The 24,808-nt window shown below is 58.9% G+C and carries 25 protein-coding genes; 18 read left to right on the forward strand and 7 right to left on the reverse strand.

Annotated features, from left to right (window positions below; all coding sequences use genetic code 11):
• Positions 1-10 precede the first annotated feature (10 nt).
• The 4 genes from icmT to ACN8ZM_RS41005 form a co-directional block, all read right to left on the reverse strand.
• Entirely contained in the window at positions 11-277 is a 267-nt protein-coding gene (gene icmT / locus ACN8ZM_RS40990; RefSeq protein WP_420213584.1) for an IcmT/TraK family protein, read from the reverse strand.
• The gene (locus tag ACN8ZM_RS40995; protein WP_134256874.1) at positions 274-1,389 is read right to left on the reverse strand and encodes an ATPase, T2SS/T4P/T4SS family; all 1,116 of its coding nucleotides are present in this window, start codon (positions 1,387-1,389) and stop codon (positions 274-276) included. The genes icmT and ACN8ZM_RS40995 overlap by 4 nt, the downstream gene beginning before the upstream one ends.
• A complete protein-coding gene (locus tag ACN8ZM_RS41000; RefSeq protein ID WP_420213585.1) occupies positions 1,386-2,144 on the reverse strand; it encodes a type IV secretory system conjugative DNA transfer family protein in 759 nt (252 codons plus the stop codon). The genes ACN8ZM_RS40995 and ACN8ZM_RS41000 overlap by 4 nt, the downstream gene beginning before the upstream one ends.
• Positions 2,145-2,214: 70 nt before the next feature.
• The gene (locus ACN8ZM_RS41005; RefSeq protein WP_166742054.1) at positions 2,215-2,658 is read right to left on the reverse strand and encodes a DotD/TraH family lipoprotein; all 444 of its coding nucleotides are present in this window, start codon (positions 2,656-2,658) and stop codon (positions 2,215-2,217) included.
• Positions 2,659-3,040: 382 nt separating this feature from the next.
• Here ACN8ZM_RS41005 and ACN8ZM_RS41010 point away from each other — a divergent pair, with 382 nt between their 5' ends.
• From ACN8ZM_RS41010 to ACN8ZM_RS41095, 18 genes are all read left to right on the forward strand, one after another.
• Entirely contained in the window at positions 3,041-4,054 is a 1,014-nt protein-coding gene (locus ACN8ZM_RS41010; RefSeq protein ID WP_166742053.1) for a PRTRC system protein D, read from the forward strand.
• Positions 4,027-4,419, forward strand: a complete 393-nt coding sequence (locus ACN8ZM_RS41015) for a hypothetical protein (protein WP_134256871.1) — start codon at positions 4,027-4,029, stop codon at positions 4,417-4,419. Before ACN8ZM_RS41010 ends, ACN8ZM_RS41015 begins: the two co-directional genes overlap by 28 nt.
• A gap of 623 nt (positions 4,420-5,042) precedes the next feature.
• Complete coding sequence (locus ACN8ZM_RS41020) at positions 5,043-5,975, forward strand: site-specific integrase (protein WP_420213586.1); 933 nt, start codon at positions 5,043-5,045, stop codon at positions 5,973-5,975.
• A gap of 77 nt (positions 5,976-6,052) precedes the next feature.
• Entirely contained in the window at positions 6,053-7,627 is a 1,575-nt protein-coding gene (locus ACN8ZM_RS41025) for a UvrD-helicase domain-containing protein (RefSeq protein WP_134256870.1), read from the forward strand.
• 249 nt (positions 7,628-7,876) lie between these two features.
• Positions 7,877-8,227, forward strand: coding sequence for a helix-turn-helix domain-containing protein (locus ACN8ZM_RS41030; protein ID WP_134256869.1), 351 nt, complete (start codon positions 7,877-7,879; stop codon positions 8,225-8,227).
• Positions 8,227-8,922: a DotI/IcmL family type IV secretion protein gene (locus ACN8ZM_RS41035; RefSeq protein WP_134256868.1), complete on the forward strand. Its 696-nt coding sequence runs from the start codon at positions 8,227-8,229 to the stop codon at positions 8,920-8,922. The genes ACN8ZM_RS41030 and ACN8ZM_RS41035 overlap by 1 nt, the downstream gene beginning before the upstream one ends.
• 8 nt (positions 8,923-8,930) lie before the next feature.
• Entirely contained in the window at positions 8,931-9,191 is a 261-nt protein-coding gene (locus ACN8ZM_RS41040; RefSeq protein ID WP_091924148.1) for a hypothetical protein, read from the forward strand.
• Positions 9,192-9,201: 10 nt separating this feature from the next.
• On the forward strand, positions 9,202-10,227 hold the full coding sequence (locus ACN8ZM_RS41045) for a DotH/IcmK family type IV secretion protein (protein WP_134256867.1): 1,026 nt from the start codon (positions 9,202-9,204) through the stop codon (positions 10,225-10,227).
• Between the two features lie 2 nt (positions 10,228-10,229).
• On the forward strand, positions 10,230-11,363 hold the full coding sequence (locus ACN8ZM_RS41050) for a DotG/IcmE/VirB10 family protein (RefSeq protein ID WP_134256866.1): 1,134 nt from the start codon (positions 10,230-10,232) through the stop codon (positions 11,361-11,363).
• A gap of 67 nt (positions 11,364-11,430) precedes the next feature.
• Positions 11,431-12,483 carry a hypothetical protein gene (locus tag ACN8ZM_RS41055; protein ID WP_420213587.1) on the forward strand — a complete coding sequence of 351 codons (1,053 nt, stop codon included), beginning with the start codon at positions 11,431-11,433 and terminating at the stop codon, positions 12,481-12,483.
• Positions 12,483-13,007, forward strand: coding sequence for a conjugal transfer protein TraQ (traQ, locus tag ACN8ZM_RS41060; protein ID WP_134256864.1), 525 nt, complete (start codon positions 12,483-12,485; stop codon positions 13,005-13,007). Before ACN8ZM_RS41055 ends, traQ begins: the two co-directional genes overlap by 1 nt.
• Before the next feature lie 19 nt (positions 13,008-13,026).
• A complete protein-coding gene (locus tag ACN8ZM_RS41065; RefSeq protein WP_134256863.1) occupies positions 13,027-13,572 on the forward strand; it encodes a hypothetical protein in 546 nt (181 codons plus the stop codon).
• Positions 13,573-13,601: 29 nt separating this feature from the next.
• The gene (locus tag ACN8ZM_RS41070) at positions 13,602-14,387 is read left to right on the forward strand and encodes an HNH endonuclease (RefSeq protein ID WP_420213588.1); all 786 of its coding nucleotides are present in this window, start codon (positions 13,602-13,604) and stop codon (positions 14,385-14,387) included.
• Positions 14,362-15,645, forward strand: a complete 1,284-nt coding sequence (locus ACN8ZM_RS41075) for a hypothetical protein (protein WP_420213589.1) — start codon at positions 14,362-14,364, stop codon at positions 15,643-15,645. Before ACN8ZM_RS41070 ends, ACN8ZM_RS41075 begins: the two co-directional genes overlap by 26 nt.
• Entirely contained in the window at positions 15,629-15,883 is a 255-nt protein-coding gene (locus tag ACN8ZM_RS41080) for a hypothetical protein (RefSeq protein WP_420213590.1), read from the forward strand. The genes ACN8ZM_RS41075 and ACN8ZM_RS41080 overlap by 17 nt, the downstream gene beginning before the upstream one ends.
• Entirely contained in the window at positions 15,880-18,933 is a 3,054-nt protein-coding gene (locus ACN8ZM_RS41085) for a hypothetical protein (protein ID WP_420213591.1), read from the forward strand. The genes ACN8ZM_RS41080 and ACN8ZM_RS41085 overlap by 4 nt, the downstream gene beginning before the upstream one ends.
• Complete coding sequence (locus tag ACN8ZM_RS41090; protein ID WP_420213592.1) at positions 18,930-19,448, forward strand: hypothetical protein; 519 nt, start codon at positions 18,930-18,932, stop codon at positions 19,446-19,448. The genes ACN8ZM_RS41085 and ACN8ZM_RS41090 overlap by 4 nt, the downstream gene beginning before the upstream one ends.
• Positions 19,449-19,568: 120 nt before the next feature.
• The gene (locus ACN8ZM_RS41095; RefSeq protein WP_420213593.1) at positions 19,569-21,725 is read left to right on the forward strand and encodes a DotA/TraY family protein; all 2,157 of its coding nucleotides are present in this window, start codon (positions 19,569-19,571) and stop codon (positions 21,723-21,725) included.
• 70 nt (positions 21,726-21,795) lie between these two features.
• Here ACN8ZM_RS41095 and ACN8ZM_RS41100 read toward each other — a convergent pair whose 3' ends face one another.
• The 3 genes from ACN8ZM_RS41100 to ACN8ZM_RS41110 form a co-directional block, all read right to left on the reverse strand.
• Positions 21,796-22,050 (reverse strand): hypothetical protein, encoded by a 255-nt coding sequence (locus tag ACN8ZM_RS41100; protein WP_420213594.1) that lies wholly within the window; start codon positions 22,048-22,050, stop codon positions 21,796-21,798.
• 1,177 nt (positions 22,051-23,227) lie between these two features.
• A complete protein-coding gene (locus tag ACN8ZM_RS41105) occupies positions 23,228-24,145 on the reverse strand; it encodes a replication protein RepA (RefSeq protein ID WP_420213595.1) in 918 nt (305 codons plus the stop codon).
• Positions 24,146-24,411: 266 nt separating this feature from the next.
• Positions 24,412-24,711 carry a hypothetical protein gene (locus tag ACN8ZM_RS41110; RefSeq protein WP_420213596.1) on the reverse strand — a complete coding sequence of 100 codons (300 nt, stop codon included), beginning with the start codon at positions 24,709-24,711 and terminating at the stop codon, positions 24,412-24,414.
• Between the last annotated feature and the right edge of the window lie 97 nt (positions 24,712-24,808).

Genomic DNA, 24,808 nt, shown 5'->3' on the forward strand with positions numbered 1-24,808 from the left:
CCTCTCATTCTCAATATCTCCGGTGATGCCACCAAGCACGCGCATGGACCACGGCCCCACGCAATCTGTGGCGAATTGCGCGAAGAAGCACCGGAAGGGTGTATCCCCGCTTCTCCATAATGAAAAATCCGACAATCGCGAGTACGGCCAGTGCGAAAGACCACTTACGCGGATAGAACAGCGCACCCAAGAGTGGAAAGAAGGCGCGCGCATCGACCGGCCCGACGCGCGGAATCAAGGCGGCATCCCGCCATATCGAACGACGCATGTTCTTCATACAATCGCCTCGCCCGCATAGCGCCGGAAAGCCTTCTGGTCAATCAAACCACCATCGAGCAGTGTTCGAAGGCCGGTTGCCATATCCTGCTTTTTCTCAGCAACGACCCTTCGGAGGAACGCGCCCCATTGCGTGTAGGGCATATCACTCATATCCCGCTTGATGTCGCGATCGAAGTAGAGATACTCCCGGACGGCATGACGATTGCCGTCGAGTGTCGGCACCAGGATCTGCACCACAATCAGTCGTAGTGAACCGAGAATCTTGGAGGCGATTGCGGAGTGCTGGTCAGCGGGAAACACTTGAATAGCACGACTGATTGTCTCCGACACGCTTTCCGTGTGCATAGTCCCGTACGCACCATGGCCCGTAAGCGCTGCCTCTACCAATGCGCCGATCGTTTCTGCGTCGCGCGCCTCGCCGATCCCGATCAATGTCGGCTTACACCGCATTGCGTTGCGGATGCCACGCGCGAAGCTCGGGATATGACGGCCGATCTGCATTTGCCGGATCTTCGGTCCTGCGTTCTTGACCTTCGTGAACAGAAATTCAATCGGGTCTTCATAGAGCAGGATCTTCACGTCACCATCCGTCTCCGACGTGTGAGCGTAAAACGACGATTGGAGCGTTGTCTTTCCCGAACCGGTAGGACCACACACGAAAACAAGGCCGCGCGGCTGAAACAGGTTTTCGCGGATACCCGCAGGGAGGTTGAGCGAGTCCAACGGGGGCGGAACTTCGGGAATCGTTCGCATCGTGATGGACAAACCATCTTCTGCATCGCCGACTTGAGCACCGGCGATGTTGACGCGATATCGGCGCGTGTCGCGCTCGACTACGAATCGATAAGGCCGGTCGGCGTCGTTCCCGCCCTTGATGACGCCGATCACCTCGCTTCCGAATGCAATCGAGAGCAGTGTCTTGATCTCGCCGTCCTTGATCGTCCGCGTAGTAAGCGGTGCCTGACGACCCTTGATTTCTCCCCACACCACGTCGCCCGTCTGGAACAGAATGTCCGAAGACCCCACGTCGTTGCAGTACGAGAGAAAGGACTGAAGACTGTCCAGCCCAAAATTCGGCAGGAGATTGAACGGCTCGGGGCGAATAATCACTTGGCCCCTCGCTTTGCACCACCCGCATCCGACGCGCCGGGTGCAACGGTAGCTTGCCACTTGTTGGGGTCGATCACAAAGCCACCATGATCCGTTACGCGATACAGGGTATCGCCGACATTGATCTGGTTTCTGTCACCGGAAACAATGCTCGGTGCAACGGCAACTGTCGGCTCGGAAACCATGCCCTTGTTGAGCAGTTCGGAATAGCGCAGCATGCCCATATAGTCGCGGTCGAGCCGCGCGCGGTTTGTCTCCAGAATCTGGTCCGCGAGCTTTTGGCCTTGCGCGTACCCGATCATGATCTGATCCTTCCAGTACGCACGCTCAGCGGAAGTCTTCGGTAGAACGGCAGCGAAAGGCAAATCCTGCGTTTGCTTGATGCGCAGCCCGACAAACAGGTAATCCCGCCACGATGGCGCGATCGTCACAAACCTGGCAGGCGAGATGATCTTGTACATGCGGTCGGCCGCGCGAATCTGGTCGGCCGTCGCCTCCACCGCATCACGCGCCTCGCTAATAACTGGCGGAAGCATCCCGTTTCTCATCACGAGCGCGCTGAACCGGTACAGCGTGTCGAGGCGCGTTGCGCGCGCTTCGAGTTCCCCGATCAGAATGGCGGAACGATCCGCAAGGCCCTTGTGACTGCCAAGGGGCAACGCCACCTCGCTCAGCATGTTCGCCCGTACGGGCGAGATAGCAGCAACAGCGGGGAGCGAATCCACCGAGAGATTCGCGAGGTCATCCAGAGACATATCCGCGCGCGCGGGGTCGGCCGACAGGCCGCACCATAGCGCCGCGCACGCGGATATGAGAACCGTCCGCTTAAATCGCACGGTAGTGAATCTCCAGGGAGTCGGCTTTCAGCACCACGTCGGCTCGACCACCTAGTTGTGTGCCGATGTTTTGGAGGACGTCGATGAAGCTTTCATTCGTGGCATCGATCGAAACGGGCACCGGCACCGCGCGACCGAGAGTCGAGAACTTCAACCCTTTGGCTTCGGCAAGCTTACGCAGCACCTCCGGCGCATCGCCCTGCCAGTCGACAGTCACGAGATCACCGTTCACGACCACGGTTCCAGTCTTGGGTGCGACGGACGACAGACCTCCCGCGCGCGAGATATCACCGAGGAGGCGATCGATCTTCTTGGCGGACTCGTTCAATTGCGCGTCCAGCATTCGACCCGTCGGGTCAACCGCAACAGGCGGCTGCGCACAGCCGGCAACCCCGCTGACTGCGATGAATAGTGCTACGCGTGTCAGTTGCATAGATTTGCTCTTATCTGTAGCCGGTCGGCCGGCCGAAAAATTACGTATCAAGCGTAGCATACGTAAAAGTCGCGATCAACGATTTGTTGCGTATCGGTTAAATCCTACGCATTTATCCAACGCGCCCTGCTCGCCCTTCTTTACGACACCCGGCCGAAATCGACGCACAAACAACGCCGACATGCGTCGTTCCGCTGCGGCCGGAGATCATCACTCCAGCGCACCATTCAATTCGACGACGCAAACATGCGTCGTTCTTGCGTTGTGAACAGCGAGTGCACGCTCAAACGACGCATATTTTTATTGCGTATCGTTGCAACGATACGTAATATACCTACCAATGACGCAGCGGTGCGTCGTTTCCTTTGAGAGGGCTATGACAATGAGTAAGGAATTGGCTGTTCGTGCGGTTGATGTCGGTTACGGCAATACGAAATTCACGGTTGGCGCACTGAACCAAGGTCTGAACGAGATCTGCGATATGTTCCCGTCGTTGACGCCGACTGCGTTGCAGAACAACTTCTCGCACGCGATCGGGCAGGAGCGCGACACCGTGAAGATTTCCCTCGACGGCGAGACCTACGAGGTTGGCAAGGAGGTACGCCTGGCGCTCGGTGGCGGCAGCCATGACCGCGTGCTCGACGAGAACTTCTGCCTCTCGAACCGCTATCTCGCGCTGGTCCGCGCGTCATTGGCCTACATGAAGGTGGACGATATCGCGTGCCTGGTCCTCGGCCTGCCCCTGACCACCTACGAGGCGAAGCGCCGGCAGCTCGAGGAGTTCGTGTGCGGCCAGCATACATTCGGCGAGAAAACCGTGACGATTCAAAAGGTTACGGTCGTCCCGCAGCCGATGGGTGGCTTCTACGATTACGTCGTCCAGAACGGCATGAGCCACGCTTTCGATGAACGCAACCTGATCATCGATCCCGGCTTCTACACGCTGGATTGGGTAACGTCCGAGGGTGATCGTCCGATCGATTCGCGCTCGGCGGCCGTCAACGACGCCGGCGCGTCCACGATCCTTGCCTCCGTGCGAGAAGCGATCGAGGCGGATCTCAAGTGCGATCCGGGCGACATCATGCGCATTGACGAATCGCTGCGCACGGGCCGCCCGCTGCGGGTCTACGGCAAGCAGGTCGATCTCGAAAAATACCGTCCGCTGATCCGTCAGCAGGCCGATGGTGCGGTCAACAAGCTCATCAGCGGCGCGAAGGGCGTGGTTGATATCGAAAACGTGATCCTCGTGGGCGGGGCAACGCACCTGTACCTCGACGCAGTGAAGGCCCGGTTCCCGAATCTGGAGGTGCACGTCGGCACCGATCCCGTTTTCGCCAACGTCCGCGGCTTCCAAATGCTGGGTGAACAATGGCTGAAGTCGAACGCAAGCCGCTGAGGATCAACGGCACGGTGAACGACGCCACCGACAGAGCGCTGTACAACGCTCTGTCGGAAGTCAGCCTGTACAAGCGCATGGCCAGGTTGAGGCAGCTTGCAGCGCTCGGATTGATGGTGGAGCAGGGCACGCTGCCTGTTTCCACGCACCGTCCAGCCGTCGCCGTCGCGCTTCCGCAAGCACCGGTTCCTGCGCCGAAAGATCCCACTCCAGCGCCAGTCAGAGCCTCGATCACCGAAGAGAGTTCGCGCGTGGTAACGGCCGAAGAACGCAACACGCCTGAAGTCGTTCACGACACGAAGCCGCCGAAACGCAAGGTGGATTTGTCCTTGATGGACAAGATGAACCTCAACATCATGAGGTAGCTCGCAGGTTGTTACCGCGCATCGCCGTATGCGTGGTAACAACCGAAACCAGCGTAACATCGCCGCTCACCGCCACCCGCGACCAATTCACCTCACTGGCGCTCTCCTACGGCTGCCGTATCGGCCAGCTTCCACCGCCCGCTCGGTCACTTCGACCATCAGCCGCCATCCGTCCCGCACGGTCGCTGCCTCGTCAGGCGCACACCGCACGTTCGCAGTCGGCAGATCGCGTCAACTTACTCGCTCGTGTCCCAACAACACCCGGTCACCAACGACGAACGTTTTCCATTCGGTGCAGGTATCATGCGTGAAACAGAACCCTAGATGGCGGTTACACCGCAGCGAAGATGCGTGTGTAACGCGGCTATATGGAATATAGCCGCTACGTGATACCTCACCGTGTAACGAAAACTCACCGCAACAGGACACGACAACACTAGGACACCACACGAGCAGGAACCGAACCGCCAGCACACGATCGACCGTGGCCGGTCCGCAAGGCAGGACACCATCAGACGGGAAGCGTACAAAGCGGCAAACGGACGGGGCGAATTCGAGCGGACGGGATACCATCGCAGCCGACACCCACAAGCGGGACCGCACCAAGAAGGAAGCAAACAAGAATGAAGACCAACCGCGCCCGGTATCAAACCCGGACCGACGACACCGTGGCCCGCTACCTCCAGCGAGCCGACAGCCTGCTGAGCAGGATTGCGGACGAGATGCAGTTGCCGGAGGACGCCTATCCGGCCCCGAGCGATGTGGTCGCCTACATGAAGCGGCACGCGCACGAGTGGAAGTGGTCCACCTTCAGGCAGTACCAAGCCAGCCTTGTATGCCGCTACCAGATCGAATACGAACGCAATGGCGACCGGATATTCGAGGCCACCGCCGACGAGATCCGAGCACTGCCTTATTCGGATTGCAAACCGGAACGTGAACCAGGCCAAACGTCGTCGCGAAAGAGGAAGGGCATCCCCAAGCGCGACTACGACGTGCTCGTTGCCAACCTGGCGAATCCCAAACAGGGTGGTGACTACGCGAAGCGGACCGCCCTCTGGCTGATGGCTGCGCTCTCCACGGGCCTGCGCCCGTGCGAATGGCAGAAAGCCGAACTGTCTGAGGACGAATCGGCGCTCGTCGTCCAGAACGCCAAGGCCACCAACGGTCGTGCAACAGGCGTAAGCCGTACCGTTCCCGTGCGCACGGATGACCTCCCGGTCATTCGTGCGCACCTCGACGCATTGCGCGAGCTACGCGCCAAGGGCATGACTTTCAACCAGATACACAACCGCTGCGGCGAGGCGTTGAATCGCGCGTGCAAAGCAATCTGGGGAAAGGACTCGTCCAAGCGGTATGCGCTGTACTCCGCACGACACCAGTTCGCCGCCAACACCAAAGCCGTCGCGTCGCCTGAGGAGGTTGCCGCACTTCTCGGCCACAGTTCAACGAGAACTGCGCGCCGGCACTATGCACCACGCCGGTCCGCCTGGCTGCAATTCAAGCAGAATGCGAAGCCGGAAGTGTCCAACGATCCAACGCCGAAGCCCAACTGAACGACCACATACTCAGGTGGATTGCTCGCGCCTAGCAACGCACGTATCATATATACGATACGTAACAGGAGGCTTCCATGAGCGTTGAAACCAAGCCGGCGTCGCAGCCGACTCCCGAGCAGGCGAAGGTGATTGGCACGAAGGCGCGGCGCGTCGGTGTAAATGCTTATGCAGGCACCGGGAAGACGACGACCGCGGTGAAGTACGCGGAAGCTCGCCCGCAAGAGAAGTTCCTGTACATGGCATACAACGCGAGCATCGCGAGGGAAGCGAAGACGAAGTTTCCTGCGTGGGTCGAGTGCCGCACCATGCACTCACTCGCTTATGGCGCAATCGTGCCCCGGCTCTTCGCTGAACTTGGGAATGCAGGGTGGTCGGCCAAGCTCGGCGACATGCGTCCGATGGCAATCGCGAAGGCAATGCAGGTGAATCCGCGCATGGCGCGGCTGATCAAGTCCACTCTCGAGTCGTGGCTCTGCTCGGCCGACAAAACCATTACCGACCGCAGCATCCCCAAGGATCTGAAGGTTCCGACGGGGCAGCGCGCGATCGTCGTCCAGAGCGCAAAGGATCTGTTCGCGAAGATGTGCGATCCCAAATGTGCCGATGTCACTCTCCCGCACGACGGTTACCTCAAGCTCTGGCAGCTCACCAACCCCGATCTGTCCCGCAAATACACCTCCATCATCTGCGACGAAGCGCAGGATCTGAATCCGACCGTACTGGACATCATCAAGAACCAGAAAACCGGCCTGCTCGTCATCGGCGATGAAAACCAGGCCATCTATCAGTTCCGCGGTGCCACGAACGCAATGCGCGAGATCCCGGTTGATGAACGGCACTTCCTTACGACTAGCTTCCGGTTCGGGTCCGGCGTCGCGGCCGTAGCCACCGCGCTCCTTGGCACATTCCGCAAGCTTCCTCGTCCCATCACCGGCCTGGGAAAGCACCGAACGACGCAGTTTGAAATCGATCAGTCGCAGACCTATTGCACGATCTCGCGTACCAACGCCGCGTTGTTCGACGCGGCCGTTTCCAACCTGGAGTCGGGAAAGCCGTACCACTTCATCGGTGGTACCGAGAAGTACCGGTTCGACATGATGATGGACGCGTACTACCTCACGACGGGGGAACACCATCTCATCAGGGATGTAGCAATCAAGCAGTTCACCACGCTGGCGGACCTGAAGTCGGCCGCGGAAGACACCGACGATCGCGAACTGAAATTCCTCGCGAAAATCGCGGAGACCTACGGCGAACGCATCCCGGATCTAATCGAAGAACTCAAGAGCCGCCACGTTCCCACTGCCAGCCCGAAGACGCTTACGGGCGGCATCGTATTCACCACGGCACACAGTTCGAAAGGTTTGGAATTCGACCAGGTTGTGCTGACCGAGGACTATTTCGAGTTAACGGACGATAAAGAAATCCTGCTGCCTGCCGATAAGGTACCTGAAGAGGAACTGAATCTGCTGTACGTTGCTGCGACCCGCGCCGAGCGCGCGATCCACCTCAACGAAAGCATCCGCAGTTTGCTTCGCGCGGTGCAGCGCATGTCCGACGACAACAAGAACGCAGCGTCCGCAACCACCGTCGATGCGCAGAACGACGAGAGCACGGAAAAGCTGGCCTCGTTCGCCGCACACCGCTGACGCATAGATGCGTCGATTTCGACGCATCTGCTCGGCGGCAACTCTCGCGCGTCGATCGGCGCGCCGCGCGACGCCACAACGCTCCGCCCACGCTACGCGCTACGCATATGTGAATGCGTAGCGCTCTTAGCGCTATGCGTAACAAAGTGCAACTGCGCTTGACGTTACCTAAAATTGCTTGACAAGCAAAAACGCGGCGAGAATAATTTGCGTACCGTTATAACGATATAGAATACACACACTTTCAACATGGCCACCGACTCGAAGCCTCTTACGCTTTTGAAGGCGTATCGGATCGTCAACAACCTCGACACGAACAAGATCTGCACGAAGGCAGATATCTCGCGTCCGTATCTGACCCGGCTGGAGCAAGGCGCGATTCCGAGCCCGGACATCGCCGAACGTCTGGTGAAGGTGTTGAAGGACCGAGACTGCGCGCGCGCCACGCAGCCGTCCGCGCAGTCTGCCAAGATCGAAATGCTCGAATGCGCTCGCCGGCTCATCACGTCCGTTGCAGCGCAGCACCCCGAATTTGAGCGCGAGGGCATTCGGGAAATACATTTGCTGTACCCGGCACGCTTCCAGGTGGGAGTGCTCTAATGGCCACGCCGACACAGAAGTCGCGCGTGCCCGCAAGCTGGATGGGAATACATCCGGCGGTGCGACTGCTCGCAGAGACCTTTCTCTATAAGTTCAGTTGGCCGAAACTGCTCGGCAGCAACATGATCCTCGCGATGGCGCTGCTCGTTTCGATCATCGTGAACGCGGTGCTTATTAGCCGTGATGTGCCCCCCGTCTATTTCGCCGTTACGCCGGACGGCCGCCTAATTCGACTGGTTCCGCTGAATGAACCGCTCGTGTCCCAGGAAAAGGTCGTGCAATTCGCGCAGGACTGCATCTCGCGATCGTTCACGTTGACGTTCGTGGACAAGGATCTCCGAGAGCATCTGAACTCCCTCCATGGCACGAAAGGGTGCTACACGGATCAGGGATACCAGGCACTGATGGCAGATCAGGGGTTCTCCGACCTTATCGCGAAAATCCGCGACCGACGTCAAATCTCCTCTGTTGTCGCAACCGGCGCTGGCGTTGTGACGGCCACCTCGAAACGCGGCGATCCGATCTACAAATGGACCGTCCAGCAGCCAATTTCAATCACGCTGGTGAGTCAGACGGAGAAGCGATCGTACTCGTTCATTATCGAGACCAATATTGAAAGGGTTCCGACTGTCGATAGCCCGGATGGCATCTCAACGAGTGCAACCCGATTCCTCGGCAACGGCGTAAACAACTAGGTGATGGCATGATTGACGGCTTCAAACCCCTTCCCACGGCAATCGATATTGCTCAGGATTCGCAGGAAAAGGAGGGCACTCATCCGCTGGCAAGCGTTGAGGGCACCGACTGGCATCAGGTATTCGACCTGATCGACCCGTTCATCGCGAGCCGCGATGAACTGGAGGAACTGCGGCGCACTGCACCGAACCGCCGCGCGCAAGACTGGCTCACCGGCATCATGGACACGCGAAAGATGTATGCGGTGGTGACCGGCAATCCATTCTGAGGTGGAATCGATGACGAGCGCATTCACGAAGTCGCTGTGCTTGCTCGCGCTTGTCGGCGCAGCGCAAGTTGCAAGCGCGCAAATGACGCAGACGAATCGGGCAGGCGCAGCAGGGCAGACACCCTACAATTCCGGCGCAGCGGGGCAGGCTCCGGCCAGTCAGACCTCTTACTCGGCTGGCGCAGCAGGTTCGATGCCGAACACTGGTGGGAACGTCTATTCGGCTCCCAACGCTCCCCGACCGCTCCCGCCATTGGTGGACCAGGCTACTGTCAACTACGACGCGGCCGTCAGCACGATGTCGCCCTTGTCGGGCGACCAGATCAAAGCTCTGCGAAAGCGCATCGATCAAGCAAAACGCGCGGCGTCCACCAGCGCTAGAACGCCCTCGAAGCCCGTCTCGTCATCGATTACAGTGGATCTCTCACCGGGAGCACCGCCGCCGATCGTGCGAGTGAGCCACCTCGGGGCAACTGTCAATTTCATCGACAGTACCGGTGCGCCGTGGGACATCATCGAAGTGAACAACATGGCGAAGGGCCGGTTCGATGTGCTGAAACCTGTTCCCACGGTCCCTTCGATCACGATCACCGCGGACGGGGACTATGTTGAAGGCGATGTAGCGGTTTTCCTCAAAGATCTTCCTTTCCCGATAGTCGTCAAGATGATCGCGGGCCAGAAGGAAACGGACTACCGCCTCGACGTGCGCATCCCGCGCCGAGGACCGAACGCAATCGCACCCGTGCGCGGCACGACCGCGATCGATCTGCCGAAGGACTACATGCAGTCTCTACTGGACGGCGTGGACACGCCAGGCGCAAAGCCCATTCGTATTGAAAACGCGTCTTCCGACATGAAGGCGTGGGCAGTCGGCGATCGCATCGTGTTGCGAACCAGCCTTTCGCTGAGCAATCCCGCCTACTACGGAATATTGACGGCGGCTGACGGCACGCACGTCTACGAGATCCCACAGACGCCCGTCGTCACAGTGAGCGCCAACGGCGCGACCCGCAACATCATTCTTGATCTGGAGTAACGATGGCCGGCAATGATTCTCGAAAGCTGCACCCCGGCTTTATGCGCAACGCAAAGGTCATTGGTGGAATCGTCGTCTTGGCAGTCGTCTGTGCAGGGGTGGCGTATGCGGCGATGAAGCACCGCAAGGATCAGGCGGCGCAGTTCGACATTCCGACCGTTGATTCGCAAGGTGGCACGCCGTCGCAGGAGACGCCACACTATACGCAGGCGCTCAATAGCCAGAATCAGGAAGGGTTGGCGAAGGCGCAAAAAACCGGCAGCACCTTCGTTCCCGCACTTTCCGACAACAGCCAACTGGAGCAGCAGCTTCAGCAACGGAACGACAACACGCCCCCGGAGCGGATCGACTATCAGCATCCGGGCGGGTCGCAGCAGGCGCAGCAGGCGCAGCAGCTACCGCCGCTACCCGCGCCGTCGCCGGGTGTGAGTCAGCAACTCCAAAGCCTCGCGAATCAATGGGACAACCCCCCGCAGTCACAAGAAGTGCTCGGCTTGCAGAAGCAGGGGGAGCAGACTGCCGCCGCGACAGCGGCACAACGCGACATGACTGGCGCGCCCACTGGCGCAGCACAAGCGAGAACTGCTGTCATCAAAGATAGCGCGAAGTATTACGCGCACCTCGAAAATGGCATTGACACGAGCGTGCCGTCCGACGTTCTCGCAGTGCTCGACCAGGGCCCCTGCAAAGGTTCGGAACTCCGCGGAACTGGCAAGCTCACAAACCAGAGCGTCAGCGCAACATTCTCAACGATGACGTGCCAAGGCAGGACCGTTGCAATCGATGCAGTCGCGTTGAATGACAAGACGCTCAGCAATGCGCTGCCCGCAGATATCGATCACCACATACCGGAGCGCGTCCTGATCCCTGGCATTCTTGGCGCACTCGGCGCGGCAGGCAGTGTGTACAGCAACGCCGGATCGACTGTGACTCAGAACGCGATCGGGGGCGTTACCCAGGTCAACAACCCCAACCCGAGCGGCAAGCAACTGATCGGCGCGGGGGTTTCAGGTGGCATTCAAGGGATGCAAGGCGTCATTCAACAGGAGGTCTCCTCCATCCCGGCGATCACTGGCCGCGTGGAAATGAACACCCCTGTGTTGATCCTGTTTAGGCAGGACGTGATCATCCAATAGTCGCCATTTCCACGTCCGACAATTTACGTATAATTGCTTTGATACGCATTTCATAGCGAGCGACCATATGAGCGAACACGATCATTTCTCGGCGAACCTGGATGGTCCCTCGGTAGATGAGCATCCGAATGTCACGGGCCACCCCGGTGCAGACGAAGCCGACATCACGACCTTTGACACCGAGCCGAAGAAGAAGCGCTCGATCCCGACACCCGTATTGCTTGCGGGCGGCGCTGCGATTGTGATGGCGGCCATGTTCGGCTACAAGCATTTCAAGTCGAAACCGGACACGCAGTTCACGAATGCGCCGGTTAACGCTTTGCCGTCCGACACCGGCGGGATGATTCCCAATTCACCGACACCCTCGCCCTTGCCACCGCAGGTTGGAGCGACGGATGCAACTCAAGGGGGCGCAGCCCCGTTGCCCGCACAGGCAGCAAATCCGGGGATTCCGACGGGCCCTGTTCCGACTGTCGCATCCGGGTCTATGGCTGCTGACGCCGCGAGCACCAAGGCAAACGGTGCGCCACTCGACATGGGCTCGTCGTCGCCGGCGACAGGCGGGAGTGCTGCACCCTCAGCCGCCTCAGCCGCGGCTGCAGCGGTAGTCGCTGCTGCGGCGACGCCCGCAACTGGTGCAGCGAGCGGAGTCACAGGTGGCCTTGTGGCTGGAGCAAGCTCCGTCACGACGGCGGCACCGGCTGCCGCCGTGCCGGATGCGCCAGCAACGGATGCAAAGGATGCCGAGATCCGCAAGCTCAAACGCGAACTGAAAGCCGCGCGCAATGCTTTGGCACATCGTGGCCCGCATGGCAGCAAGGCCGCGACCGTCGCTCAATCCGACTCAAGCGCCAATGACGATGTCGACGCGACCACCGAAGCCCCGGTGAAGAAGGCAACGACGCATGCTCGTCCTACGGGCAAACATAAGCGTCGGGGTGTCGAGGTCCAGCTTGGCTACCACATCAAACAGGTGATCCCCGGCCAAGGCTGGGTCGTTGACGAGGAAAGCGGCAAGCAGATCGTCGTAGCCGTAGGCGACAAGATCGGAACATCAGAAGTCACGCGAATCGATGCCGACAACTACAAAATCTACACGACTGCGGGAGTAATTCAGTAATGGACCTGACTACGATCGTCGTCAACATTGCTCAGGACATCATTGCGTTCCAGGCTCTTGCGCAGACGGTCGCTGTAGGCATCGGCATCTTCTATTGCAGCAAGGCGATCTCGGACGCGATGCGCAAGTCGGCATCGCCGGGGGCCGACATTTCAGGCCAAAGCATTTTCGCGGCGTTCTTTATCGGGGCGCTGATCGTCCACTTCTCGGGTGCCGTAAATAGCACGCTTGCATCGATGGGCGAGAGCGAAGCGACCTACGGCCTCGTCGCCTATTCAGGCGCGTCCGCAGCCGGCGCATTCGGGCCCGCGATCAACGCCGTGCTGACGATCATCTCTACCTTCGGTTGGTGGTACGGACTGAAGGGATGGACGATGTTGCGAAGGGCATCTAACGGTGGCGGAGGAGGAGGGTACGAAGACTACGCATGGAAGGGTTTTATTCACATCCTTGGTGGTGCGGCTCTCGTGAACATCACCGCCACACTGGATGCTTTTAAAGCAACGATCGGTTTAACTTTTTAATTGCTATGGAGCAACACCAATGAAACACCACATCGCCCGGCTTCACCTTTACGCACTGACGCATCGAAACTTCGTTCTCGCGGCAGTATTCGGTGTCATCTTCTTCGGCCGGCTCGCATTCACGAATCCGGCGCTCGACATTGCGATCCTCGTGCTGGCTCTCGCGATCACGTGGCACTCGTTCCTGCCCAATAACCTTCGACTCTCAAATTTCCGCCTGGCGGTTACGATCTTCGGCTCGCTGATCGGGACGAGCCTTTTGTTCGCGGCTCCTGCTGAAGCAATTAGCCTGGGTGGCATCGCGAAGTCCCTGAAGAACGACATGGGCTCTGCATTCGATGCGCTGATCTATGGCTGCTACGGACTCGGTATTACCGCGACCGGCGTCGGGATCAACAACGGCATCAAGAAGAGCAAGGGCGATCAGCAGGTCACCACTGGCTCGATCTTCGGCTATGGCCTCGGCGGTCCCGCGCTCGGCATGGTCGGCTACATCATGGATTCCGCCGGCGAGTCCATGGGCGGTGGCGCGAGCAGCATGAACAAGCTGCCGGGCGGGCTGTAACAGCGCACTTCGACCACGAGACCAACGCCATGAGCACGCCCATCGACACGCGCCAGTACGTCACGCTTGACGAGGATGCGGTGCGCAATGCCGGGGTCTCGTGGGACGAAGCAACGCAGGGCATGGCCGCTCCTCATCCGGATCTCGGGGCAAACTTCGTTTCGCGTCGATACCGGGACATCGTTTTTTCCGTCAAACGGAAGATCTGGCGTCAGGACGACGAAGGCATGGAATCGGCCAATGCCGAGTACAAGAAAAAGCGTCCCGCGGTTCTGGTAAAAGGCGGCAACAGGTGCGTCTTCTGTGGCTTTCGCTCAAAGCACACCGAGGTCCACCACTGCAACGACAACCATGCAGACAACCGTGACGAGAATCTCGCGATCGCCGATCCTCTTTGCCACGGAACGCAGCACATCGGCCAAGTAGGAAGCCAGCGACAAGGCGTGTTCATCAACCTCGACGGCATGCCTCAATCTGAGGTCAATCACCTCCAGCGCACGATCGCAGTCGTGCTGGAGATGGGTAGCGAGCCGGAGAAGGCCGAAGCTCGCTCGCTGTTGCAGCACCTGGCCAGCCGCGCAGAATTGATCGCGTCGGAGTGGGGAAGCGCGAATCCTTCCGACTTCGCGAACGCGCTGCTACGTCTCCACGACGAGGATTTCGACAAGCGTGTCAGCGCCCTCAGTGGAATGGCATTGCTATATCGCCCTGTCCGTTTTATGGAGTACATCGGTCAGTGGATCGAAGAGAGCTACAAGTCGCTTCCTCTAAAGATGTGGGGTCAAATTTATGAGCGCGCACGAGCAGCAAGGTAGTGCTCTCGCGACTTCGGACCCAAAAGACAATGCTGTCGCCTGCCCTGAAATCGGCATCATGCTGTACGACAACCCGAAGGAATGCACCTCGGGGCATGCATCCGTCAACGGTTCGACGCCGACGCATGTTCGCCAGCCGTCTGACCTGGCGAACAACGTTATCTGGATCACGAACGCAGACTACGGGCAGTTCATAACGCTCGGGCACCGCAACGTCCACAATCTGCGGGGAAACACCTTTCTCCGCACGCAGGTCCATCAGATCGCGGCCGACCTTGGATATGAACTGGCAGGCGCGCATGCGGTCGACGCGGCACCAGTTTTGTCGGAGGTCGCCTCACGCGTATTCAAACTCACGGCGGCCAGCTATGAATGGAAGCCCGGTGAGATTGCGAACGCCGACTCGCTGCATGAGAACATCAAGTCGCGATTCCCGCGGGATGTGTATCCCTCGAACAATCCTGCGCTCGAACGCGCGCTGCGCGCCGCATATCAAACTGACTCTGCAATCACGCGTGCAGACTTCGTACCAAATTCGGTTTTCCTGACACTGCGGATGAACCGGTTGGCTCATGCCAAGAAGGTGCTTTCCTGTCCGATACCGGATGATGCGTGGGAACACGTGTCGGAAGTGAAGCTGCCGGTCAGTCAACGCGAGCGCCTGGCCTTCTGCCTAAAGCATGACACGCCAATTCTTGCCGAAGTCGTGATGGACATGACGCGCGCTGACTCCGAATACGCGGCACTGGCTGCATTCGGGCAGAAAGTGGCGTCTCGGATGGTCCTTCGCGAATGGGTGTCACATCCCGAACTGATCTGGTTGTCTCGCTTCGCACCGATCGAGATCAAGTCGGTGTTCCGCTCTGCTGAATACAAGGCACTGCACGAGCGAATGCAGCTTCCGCGAACCTTGGCGGAAGACCCCCTGATGGAATTGTCATACTCGGCTGGCCTTCTCGCGGAAAACCATTGGGTGTCGCTCGCGACCGACGAATACAACCGTCTCTTGAAAAAGAAGTCGCTGACTCCGCGAGCCGTGTGGCTTCGCGCGGCCGATCGAGCGTTGTGCTTCTCGCTTGCGAAGAAGGCCCTCGATCAAGGCTTCACCGTAACCGGCTACTCCGCAGGCGCGGTGCGCGTTCGCCTGCTTCGTTCCGAGCTTTTCCGCGCGCTGGAGTTCGCTGTCGAGAACCAAGTGGTCTGTCCGAACTTCAACCGCCTGATCCAGGAGGACGACGTCCATGCCGCCGCCGGATAACGAACCTCTCGACTTCGCCATGCTCGCCGAGGTGATGTGCGCAGCCGCAATTCGCTCGGGAGATTTGCTCAGATTGGACAAGATCGCCGAATTACCTATGTCCGACCGAGCGATGCACGCGACGATGGTGATCAGCAAGTCAGCAGCCGCTGATCCCGATATCGCAAGAGTCCTAACAGAAACGAAAGCTGTTCAAACAATGCGTCAAGAAATCATGCGCCGGAGATCGAACCCATGACCATCGTATCAACCGTTCTGGACAACGTGGAGTCGCTGATCGCGTGGGTATCGAGCCACGCACTCGGTGCAGATCTGCCGTCGTACTGCCAGCTTGAGACCGCCATTGGTCTTGACCCTGATGACCCGCGGGCAAAGCAGATGGCGGCGATGGACCCCAAAGGCGCGCGTCCGTACATCCTCATCACACGGCAATGTGCGATGCTGACTGTCTTCGAGCTGACGGGTTCGATGGACGTAGTAGGTGACGCCGAGTTCGAGCAGATCACTGACGACCTTCGTCGCGCGATGACCTCTTACTTCCAGAAGGCCGGGCACTCGGTAGAGTTCTCGTTTGAGCGCGACCCGGACATGATCCGGTCGAAGGTCAAGAACCTGATGCAACCGGCCTACGACACCTGCGACCGCATCGGTCTTGACCTGAAGGACATGCTGGACGACCGGTGCGATCGCGTCGCCGATCTGTGCTCTCATGAGTCGTGCTACGTGATGCTCTACACACACCTGTCTTCGATGGCTCCCGACGAGTTGAAGCGGGAGATGGAGACGCACAAGCTGCGCATCAAGGAAAACAAGGTTCAACCGATGCTGGAGGCGCAGTCCGTAACCGCGATTCTGAAGGGGCTGCTGCATCGCCACGAGACGTTTGTCGATGCAATGGAACGCGATTTCCTGCACGCGAAGCTCCACGTCGAAAGACTGTCCACACACCAAGCCGCGAGAGCAATCCGGCAGTCGTATGATCGCCGGCGTACGGACCACAAGTGGAAGCCTGTGCTTCCCGGCGACAAGTTCACTCCTCGCGATATGCGCAACGGCTCCCCCAGTGGCTACTACTTGCCGCGTCTTCAGGAGCAGATGTGTTCCGGGAAGATTCACACCGATGGCGACTACGTGTACGTCAACGGCGAATATCACGGCTCGGCATACATGGAAGTGGGTCCGCAGGAGATCCACGACTTCATGATGCTTTTCAATCGTGTCGGGAAGGACATTCCTTGGCGGATCAAGTTCGCTATCGAACCCGGCGGCCTCGAAGCGAACAAATTCAAGAACGTGATGGTCAGCGTTATCGGGTTCTTGGGCAGTACGAACAAGGCTATCAAGCGCTCGTTCGATGCGATTGAACAGGCACGCCAAAACAACGAATGCATCGTCACGGTTCGAATCACTGCTTCAACATGGGGACCGGACAAGAAGACGTGCGAAGACCGGCTATCGGCACTGGTGAGCGCGATGCAGGGGTGGGGTGTATCACAGATCAGCACGGATACTGGTGATCCTATCCAAGGTCTTGCTTCGACCGTTCCGGGCTTCACTGACAAGTCAGTTGCTCCTAAGCTGATTCCGCCTTTGTCGGACATCGTTCGTCTGTTGCCGATTCAACGTGCAGCCTCACCGTGGTGGGCCGGTGGCTCAATTCTGCTGCGAACCCTGGACGGAAAGGTGTACCCGTTCCAGCCAAACTCCTCGTTGCAGACTGCCTGGATCGACCTGATTTGGGCAATCATGGGCTCGGGCAAGTCAGTGTGGCTCAACACGCTCAACCTCGGAGCGATCTTGTCGCCGGGCCTTCGCCGCCTCCCGCTGATCACGATTATCGACGTTGGTGTGAGTTCGAGTGGGCTCATCGAGCTTCTGCAGAACGCATTGCCGGACGACCGCAAGCATGAAGCCATCTACATTCGGCTCAAGAACAATGCAGAGTTCGCGATCAATCCATTCGATACGCTCCCCGGTTGCCGATATCCGACCGAAATGGACCGCGAGTATCTGGTGTCTTTGTTGACCGCGCTCGCGACACCGGTCGGAAAGAAGGAGCCCTACGCGAACGCGCCTGAACTGGCCGGCATGCTCGTGGACGAGGTGTATCAGAAATATTCCTCGCCCGGATCGGAGAAGCGTTATGAGCCGACGATCGACGCAGATGTCGATGCTGCGCTGGAATCGATCGGTTTCCACCACGACGAGTACACGTCGTGGTGGAATGTGACTGACGCCCTGACCGTTGCCGGGAAAACGCGTGAGTCTCGACTTGCCCAACGGTTTGCAGTCCCGGTGCTGTCGGACGTTATCGAGGCGCTCGGCGCGGAGAGCGTTCGATCAATCTTTTCGCCGAAGGAGGACTCCAAGGCGAAGGTCGACAACGGGATGGATCTGTTGGACGCAATGGGAATGGTCATTACGTCGGCGCTCCGCGATTTCCCGATCATCGCCTCGCATACGAGATTCGAACTGAGCGATCAATCGCGAGTGGTGGCGCTCGATCTGGAAGAGGTGACACGAGGATCTGGTGAGACAGGTGAGCGGCGGGCCGAAATCATGTTCGTTTTCGCGCGCCAGATCGCTGCACGCCAATACTACTTGCCGGAAGACATTTCCGAGCTTGCCCCCTCGATCTACCACGAGACCCACAAGCAAAAGTACGAGGACATCAAGGACGAGATGAAAGCGATGTGCATGGACGAGCTTCACCGGACAGCGGGGAAGAAATCCATTCGGCGTCTGCTCTCACTCGATCGCCGAGAAGGACGCAAGCACGGAATCCGCGTATCGCTCGCCTCTCAGTTCATGACTGATTTCGAGACGGACGGCGAATCGATTACCGAATCCGCATTCTCGGTCTACATCATGGCCGCCGGCACTGAGAAGTCTCGGAAGGAGGCGAAGGACATGTTCGGTCTGTCGGATTCGGCAGTTCAAGCGTTGAAGCGTGATGTGCGCGGGGCCGGCAAATTCCTCGCGTGGCACCAGACGAAGAGCGGCGTGGTAACGCAGGTGCTTCACAACGCGCCCGGTGCAATCGAGTTGTGGGCGTTCTCGACCACGGCGAAGGATGTCGGGCTTCGCCGGCGGCTATATAAGCGAATGCCGCCCGCCCTCGCGCGCAAGATCCTCGCCAAGGAATTTCCAAGTGGGAGTGCAGCGCCATACATGGAAGCGCGCCAGGCTGAACAAGGCGCGAAGGATGACGACAACATCATCGATGCGGTCGCCAATGAACTGATCGTGAAATACCACCTTGATACACAAACGGAGCGCGCAGCATGAGCGATCGAAAGCAACGTAGCCGCGCAGGCAGGGTTGTTCGCTTTGGACTGCTTTCTCTTGTCCCTGGCTACCCGATCTACAAGGCGGCCGCATCCCTGAAGGAGAACATCCGTTTGGGGGTAAAGACGCTTGCCGACCGGAACCGGCAGTTGGCGGAGCAGCGCAAAGACCCTCACGTCGTAACGTACAACGAAGCCCTTGCCAAACGGACGCCCGAGTCCCTGCCGCTCGAGGCGATCGAACTGTCGTGCGTCAGGCACAAGCGCTTCTTCCTTGCCATTGCGACTGTTTCCGCGGCATTTCTGTTCGGCAGCACATTGGGAGGGAACTACTTCGGGTCGTTCCTCGGCGGGCTGTTCGTCCTCTTTTGCCTGATGCTCGCCGTCAAGTACGAACACCGTCTATGGCAGATGGAAACCGGAAAGGCGTCGCCTGACGAACCACTTGGCGGTTTCCGGAGGTTCTTCGCCACCAGCGGCGTGCTAAACCGAATACTGAATCCGCGCCTTTTCTAGGCGATCCCATGTCCTGATATATTCGTATCGTTGCAACGATACACAAGAGGTTGACCAATGAAGCCATTACCGAGAAGGTGGAGGGCAAGAGCGGCAGCGTTCAGCTTGTTTGCGACCTCCATGGCCGCGTCTGCTCAATCGTCCGTTTCCGTGGGCGACATCCAGAATGCGGCGAACCGAGGCGGCGACAAGTCCATGTCGCTACTGGAACTGGTCTACGGTTCGGTCGTACATAACCCGCTTGCGGCCGGCGGTGGATCGGGCGGAATGATTGCGCAGCTTTTCCTCGTGCTGAACGCATGCATGCTCGCCGTCGGCGCGATTTGGGCCATGTACCACTTTGGCTCCGCAATGATCGCTACCGGGCAGGATGGCGAGTTCATGGGACAGAAGAAATCGTCCCCGTGGTTCATCATCCGCATGGGCGTCGGCTTCACGGGCCTGGTGCCGATCTTCGGTGGGTATTGCGGCGCGCAGATGGTGATGCTTTGGGGAACCATGATTGGCGTCGGGATTGCGAACCTGTCGCTCGACGCAGCCGTCTCCGTGCTCAACAGCGGTGGATCGATGATCGCAACGCCAGCCTCACCGCAGGCAACGACGCTCGCGAAGGCTCTCTTTGAAGCGAACCTCTGCGCGCAATCTGCCAACACGGCGATCGCGAACATGCCGAACGACAGCGGCGTGTCCGTCGATGCAGCCGAAAATTTCAGGGCAATCACGACGAGCAACAAGGTCGTGCTCATGAACCAGCGAGGACTCTCGTGCGGCGGTGCCGAGATCAGAATCGCGAAACCATCCTCGCTACCGTCGTCCGACGGTATGGCCGTCTATTCGCTCGACCCCGGCTCGATCAACTCGCAGATGCTGAGCGCTCATCAAAGCGCGTTGACCACGCTCCAGTCCACGTTGTCCTCTGCGGCGCAAGCTTACGTGTCAGCCGTGAACGGGCAGAGTCAGCCGGCGGATCCGCAGAACACGATCAACCAGGCAGCGCTCCAGTACGAGAAGACGATCTCCGACGCGATATCGAACTCATCGAATGCGATCAGCGGCTTGGCGAGCGTAATCCAGTCGAACCTGCAACGCGATGGCTGGATCATGATGGGCGCCTGGTATCAAACTTTCGCCCAGGCGAACTCGCAAGTAACTGCACTTGCAAACGCGACGGCCGCAGCCGTACCCGGCACTGATCCCCACAACATGCCGTACCCGCAGCTATACCGCAAGGTAAGCGCAGCATACGAGCAGCAGAACCAACAGGGTGCATCAACATCGACTTCGACCACGCAAAGCATGGTCAGCGACTTGACCACCGGTACAACGGACCCGAAGAATCTGATCACGAAAATCTTTCCAGGCCAGCAGCTTGTAAAGATGGCTATCAATCTGAACACGGGTCAAGGGCCGGGGGGGGCGACCAACCCGCTGATAGGCATGAAGAATCTCGGCGACTACATTCTCGATGCTGGGTGGTTCGCCCTGGGGGCGTATGCCGTCGTGAAGGGATTGGAGGGCGCTTCGGAGTCCAATGTAGGCACTGTTCTAGGCGTTGTCGGTGACGTGGCGACTGGTGGCATGCTCGGGGCAGCCAAGGGTGCGGCAAAAGGTGTTCTCAGTGCATTGGCACCTTTTATCGTGATCATGTGCATCACGCTGTTCTTCTTTGGCGCGATGCTGTCGATCTACATTCCGATGCTTCCGTTCATCATCTGGTTCAGCGGCGTCTTGTCGTGGTACGCAGTTGTGGGCGAGTCGATGGTTGCGTCGCCCCTATGGGCAATGACGCACCTCGACGGCGAAGGGGAGGGTATGGGCCAGCGGCCGACACATGGCTACGTCTTTTTGCTCAACGTCATGTTTCGGCCGGTATTCATGGAGATCGGCTTCGTCCTCGCGGGAGCCGGCATCGTGGTGCTTGGAACACTGCTAAACACGATGTTCGGCGTCGCCATGCAAAATGCGCAGTACGATTCCGTCACGGGGCTGGTGAGCATCATCGGCTACATTGTGCTCTATGTGGGTATGTGCCAAACGTTGTGCAACAGCACCTTCAGCCTCATCCACATCGTTCCTGACCAGGTGTTCTCGTGGGTTGGTGGGCAGATGGCATCGAGGATGCCGGAGCTTGAGGATCGCGTGAACCGACTCTTCGGTACCGGTGTCGGGCACGGCGGCAGCAACGCCCGCGGGCTTGGCACATCCCTCGGCGGTGGTGGGCCCGGCACGCCGGCAGGGCCGACGAGCGGCGCGCCCGTCGGCAAGATGGATGTGTAGCGCAACGAGCCTGTCAAAAAGCGAAAAGCCCGCGTCAGCGGGCTTTTTCGTTTCTCGGCTGGTCGGTTGCTTACGCAGCGCGCTTGCCGTTCGCAACGGGATTAAACCCGGCGTCGAAGATCCGTTGCCGGTTCTGCTGCACGAGCAGGTAGCTACGCGGGTCCACGCGCGCGATCTCCTTGATCGCGGCGTCCTTCAACGCTTCCATCCCCGCAGCGTTTGCTTGGCTGATGCGAAGCTGACGCTCAAGGTTTTCGGCGTAGGCTTTCCACTGCTCTGCGCTGCGATGCGCCGCCTGTGCCCGACCAAAAATCACTGCGTCCATTTTTCGCTCCTGCAATGCGCCGAACGATCGGCTTGGTTTGAACTATAGCGCAAGGTTTTCGGTCCTCGCAACATCCAATTTATCAAATCACAGCGTTTCGCGTCGTTTCGTATCGCCTATACGCTGCGTAGAACGGTCAAGGCGGGCTTCGGAGCACTTTCGTCGACCCTTCCCCTTCAGAGACCGCCAGAATCGGCATGCAGGCCGTTTTGGTGGCTCACTCAAGTCGCGCCCTCGTGTCATTTTGCGATCGGTGGTCAAGGTTTTCTATCTCATTCGTGGTCGAAGCCTGTGGATCTGTGGATAGCCGCCGACCTGTTGGCAGGGGGTGGGCAACCCGGAGGGTTGTCCATCCCTGTCAACAGGGAACCGCGAAGCGGTTAGGCGGGTACCCTGCGAAGCAGGGCTATCCACAAATCCATAGGCCAATTGACCACCGACTTATTCACTGGAAACTGAGCCTTACTAGTTGCATAGAGATAATTATTTGTAAACCAACAGGGTAAACCTATAGGCGTAAACTACTTGAGGACGCCGCAAACCTAATACTGGCATGGGTTTGCGAGAGATCAGCGCGACCATTTAACCTCATGGGCGCGACTAATTAACCCCACACCCGCGACCAATTCACCTCAGGCCCGCGACTAATTCACCCCGGATAACTCTAAACAGCGCGACCAATTAACCCTGAATAATTCGACCTATCCACAGGGTTTATCCACAGAGGGGGGGCGCGACCAGATAACCTCACCCGGCCTCGGACAAGGGCGCGACCAAATAACCTCGTGCGCGACCAAATAACCTCTGCGCGACCAGATAACCCCCACTCCCCACAGCGCGACCAGATAACCTCAGGCGAGGCGCGACCAGATAACCCCAAGTCCCCGAGCGCGACCAAATAACCTCACGGTGCATGCCCACGCGCGACCAAATAACCCCAAATTGCGGGCACGGCCTGAAACTTTCGGTGCGTCGAAAGTGCGTCGATTCTGCGTCACCTGTCTCCGGGAGAGTAGGCGCGACCAAATAACCTCACGGAAACGCCGTGAGCGCTTGCTTTCGATTGGAAGGAAGAGGGTGAGTGCTTACTTTCGCGCGGGGCGCTGCGGAGCGGGCGCGCAATAGGGCGGAGTCGCGCGGGGGGGCGCGACCAAATAACCTCAGGGGAGTTAGTGAGTCAGCGGCTGACGACTTCGAGGCGGGGGGCGACCGGCGTGGGCGATGGCAGGAGGACGAGGCCGCTGTCACTGTAGTCCACGTTGAGTCGCGGGTAGACAGCCTTGACCGAATTGAGTGCCTTGAGGAAATCGGCGCGGAAGTCACGAAGACGCCCGTAGCTCGAGCCGAACTGGTTATAAAGCTGCTGCCATGTCGGGCGCGAGGAGGTCTTCAGCGAGAACATCCGGTACGCGAGCCACTGGTAGATGTCCAGTTCAAGCGGCGATTGCTGTAATGCGAGGACTGCACGAAGGTCCAGCGGAATGCAATGCGCAGTGATTTCGTTGAAGAACTTCTCGGTCAGGGTGATCTCGCTTTGGAACAGCGAATCCTGACGCTCGTGTTCGTTTTGGTCGAAAAACAGCGTGAAGTCTTCGGCGAATTGCAGCAGGTCCGTCCGCTTCATCTTCGCCGTGTCCAGGTCGCCAGTGATGAACGCCGCACGGGCGTTGAGCAAGCGGTCAGCCTGATCGATGAGACGGCGGCCGGCCCCGTTCTTTCCCCGGCTACGGTCGATATTCAGTTTGCGGCAGAACTCGGCGAAGTTGCCACCGGTGCTGATACGCCGGCTGCCCGTTCGAACGGCTTCCGATGTCAGCCAGATTACAAACAAGCGTGGGTACGTCCCGAACGGAATGCCCTTAAGCGGGTCGCCCTGAATCCACAGAGTGTAGTCGCCGTTCTTCCGGACCCAGGCGCCATTTGTAAGCTGCTCGGGCTTGGGATTGCGATACGGGAGGGAAGCCGAGACCAGGCACTTTGCGCCGAAAGCCTTTTCGTCGTCCCGCGGCTCTGCGGAGAGGATCTCCGTGGACGTGTCGATGATCTTGGCGCTGCGATGGACGCTTTGACGTGCTAGTGAAGTGGTATCGGACATGAGCAATGCTCCCGAGGCGGCTCAAATGATTCTGTATAAATACAACGATACGGAATCTACGAAATTCGATCCATTATGTCAAGGTAGATCATACGTCAAATGATTGTGACTCGCCAAGTGGGCGGGCTGGATGTTGCGGGATTAGGCGGGAATAGCGCGCTGCACAACGGCACGAACGGTCGCAGGCATTGGACCGCGCGTGCTGCGCGGTCAGTTTATCGCGCGTTGCTTTTCGGGGACGAGGGAGTGCGGCCGAAGCTCGCGACTTAGCGGGGGATGAAGCGCTTCCGGGGATCGATCTGGTTACGCGGGTCGATCGCTTTGGCGGTGTGATCGGATACGACGGTCTGGGAGGAGCCGGCGATGTGCTCGCCGAAGTGGGCAATTTCAGCGAGGAGTCCGAGGCCGCCGAGCGTGGCGAGGTGATTCAGTCCTTCTGTCTCGCCGCGTTCCAGTTCAGACACGACTACGCGAGCAATCGCGGACGGCTTGATGACTGGCGTCGGTTGCATGCTGAGGGGCTGCTCGGGACGAGGCTTCAGCTTGGGTTTGATCGGGGCGTTCACCGGAACCTCCTTGACTGGTAGGCAAAAAATTGACTTGATTGCGTATCATGACTACTATACGCAATCCGCATACCGATCCTAGCACAATGGTCCGTGG

Origin of the sequence: Burkholderia aenigmatica, assembly GCF_048627025.1 — a bacterium.
GTDB lineage: Bacteria > Pseudomonadota > Gammaproteobacteria > Burkholderiales > Burkholderiaceae > Burkholderia > Burkholderia aenigmatica.